The following is a 2,161-nucleotide window of genomic DNA, read 5'->3' as shown; positions in this document are numbered from 1 at the left end:
GTCGGGGGGCGGTGCGTCCTCGGTGAGGCGTCGCTCGGTGGCGTGGTCGGCCGTCACCTGCGCGTCGAACAACGGGCGGAGGTGCTCGGTGGTCCAGGCGTGGTAGCCGGCCGGGTCCGCGGCGACCTCGTCGGCGTGGGCGCCGAGGTACTGGGCGGTGCGCAGGGCGAGGGCCGCGCCGTGGCCCAGGGTGGGGTTGGTGTGGATGAGGCTGTCCCCGGCGTTGACCAGCCCGGTGACGACGGGTCCGTCCTCGTCGACGAGGGAGGTCCAGCGGTTGTCCAGGCCGGCCATCGCCAGGACGGCGGACTGCGGTTCCGGGTCCAGGTCGAGCCAGGCGGCGCAGGCGGGGAAGCGGCGGGCAACGGCCTCGAACACGTCGGGGTCGGTCAGCGCGCCGCGGGTCGGGTCGCCCGTGGAGAGCACCACGTTCACCGCGAAGGTGTCGTTGTCGGACGGGAAGACCCCGGCGAGCGCGAAGGCCGCGGCCGAGCCGTTCTGCACCCCTGGGTCACGCGGGCCGTCGGGCCGCAGCCGGTACCAGCGGCACAGGTAGGCGATCCCGGTGCGGTGGCTGTCGACCACGGGTGGTCGGCAGCCGGCCGCGACCAGCCAGCCGGGAACCGGCGAGCGACGGCCGGAGGCGTCGACGACGAGGTCCGCGAGGTGCTTCTCCCCGCCCACCCGCACCCCGGTGACCCGGGCGGGGTCGCCCTCCTCGATGACCAGGCCACCCACCCGGACGCCTCGCCGCACTTCGACGGCGGGTTCTCGCCGTACGGCCGCGGTCAGGGCGGCCTCCAGGACGATGCGGCGGGTGCGCAGGGTGACCAGTTCATCGTCGCCGTCCCGGTGCGGCGGATGCTCACCGAACCAGTCGAAGTCGTGGTACTCCCGGGCTCCGCGGGCCAGCAGGTCCGCGTAGACCTCCGGGGTCTCGGTGCGCAGCACGGTGCGGACGGGGGAGAGGAACGAGTGTGGCTGGACGGCCTGCGGGACCCGTGGCCTGTTCCAGTGGTAGAAGTCCTGGTCCGGGTCCTCTCCGGCCTGCCGTGCGTCCTGCTCGAACAGCGTGACCGTATGGCCCCGCCGACCGAGCATGAGCGCTGTTCCCAGCCCGCCGATACCCCCGCCGACCACCGCAACCCGCGCCAACTGAAGCTCCCCTTCGCGTCGTGTTGCGGACGGAGCCTAGCGCTCGGCGATCTTCGGCCGCGAATCGGGGTCGCGTCGGCGTCCGGCACACCGGCAGGTCGTCGGGGTGTTCGCCGTCGTCGCACCCTCGGGAATTCGGTGACCATGTGTCACCCCCTGTACACGGTGCGCTCGATGTGCTGACATATCCACGTCAAATCTGACGGGGCCGCGCGTGCCGCGCCCGAACCGGCGCCACGCCGTCCCCGGCTCCGTGGACGATCGAAGGGGAAGCCCATGCTGCTCCGCACACTGGCCGTCGCGACCGCGGTCTCCGCCGCGCTGGTCGGCACGTCGACCTTCGGTGGCGACTTGCTCCCGACCCCGCCGGACCGGATCGTCATCGACGTCGCGACGGTCAACGGCTCCGGCTGCCCGGCCGGGACGGCCGCGGTGGCCGTGTCGCCGGACAACACCGCCTTCACCGTCACGTACAGCAGCTACCTGGCCCAGGTGGGAGTGGGCTCGAAGCCGACCGACTTCCGGAAGAACTGTCAGCTCGACCTGCGCGTGCACGTCCCCCAGGGCTTCACCTATGCGATAGCCTCCGCCGACTACCGCGGCTTCGCCCACCTCGAGGCGGGGGCGACCGGCATCCAGCGGGCCAGCTACTACTTCCAGGGCGACCCCGGGACCACCTACCGGAGCCACCGCTTCGACGGCCCGACGGACGACAACTGGCAGGTGACCGACACCGTCGACGTCGCCGCCCTGGTCTTCGCCCCCTGCGGAGAGGAGCGCAACTTCAACGTCAACACCGAACTGCGTGTCGGCGCCGGCACCTCGGACCCGACGCACAGCACCAGCTTCATGACGATGGACTCGACGGACGGCAGCATCAATACCGTCTACCACCTCGCCTGGAAGAAGTGCCCCTGATCCCTGATCCCTGATTCCCCGACCCATGGGCCCGCCCCGGCCTGTTCCAGTGGTAGAAGTCCTGGTCCGGGTCCTCTCCGGCCTGCCG

The 2,161-nt window shown here is 71.8% G+C and carries 2 protein-coding genes; one reads left to right on the top strand and one right to left on the bottom strand.

Features of this window, described 5'->3' with window-relative positions; translation table 11 throughout:
• A partial coding sequence (locus ACFQ87_RS44245) for an NAD(P)/FAD-dependent oxidoreductase (RefSeq protein ID WP_380616713.1) occupies positions 1 to 1,155 on the bottom strand: 1,155 nt, incomplete at its 3' end.
• A gap of 276 nt (positions 1,156 to 1,431) precedes the next feature.
• On the opposite strand from ACFQ87_RS44245, the gene ACFQ87_RS44240 reads away from it, so the two are divergent.
• Positions 1,432 to 2,073, top strand: coding sequence for a DUF4360 domain-containing protein (locus ACFQ87_RS44240; protein WP_380616712.1), 642 nt, complete (start codon positions 1,432 to 1,434; stop codon positions 2,071 to 2,073).
• Positions 2,074 to 2,161: the final 88 nt, after the last annotated feature.

Origin of the sequence: Kitasatospora sp. NPDC056531, assembly GCF_042794375.1 — a bacterium.
Lineage (GTDB): Bacteria > Actinomycetota > Actinomycetes > Streptomycetales > Streptomycetaceae > Kitasatospora.
The sequence above is the reverse complement of the archived record's forward strand: the minus strand, read 5'-3'. Positions and strand labels throughout refer to the sequence as shown.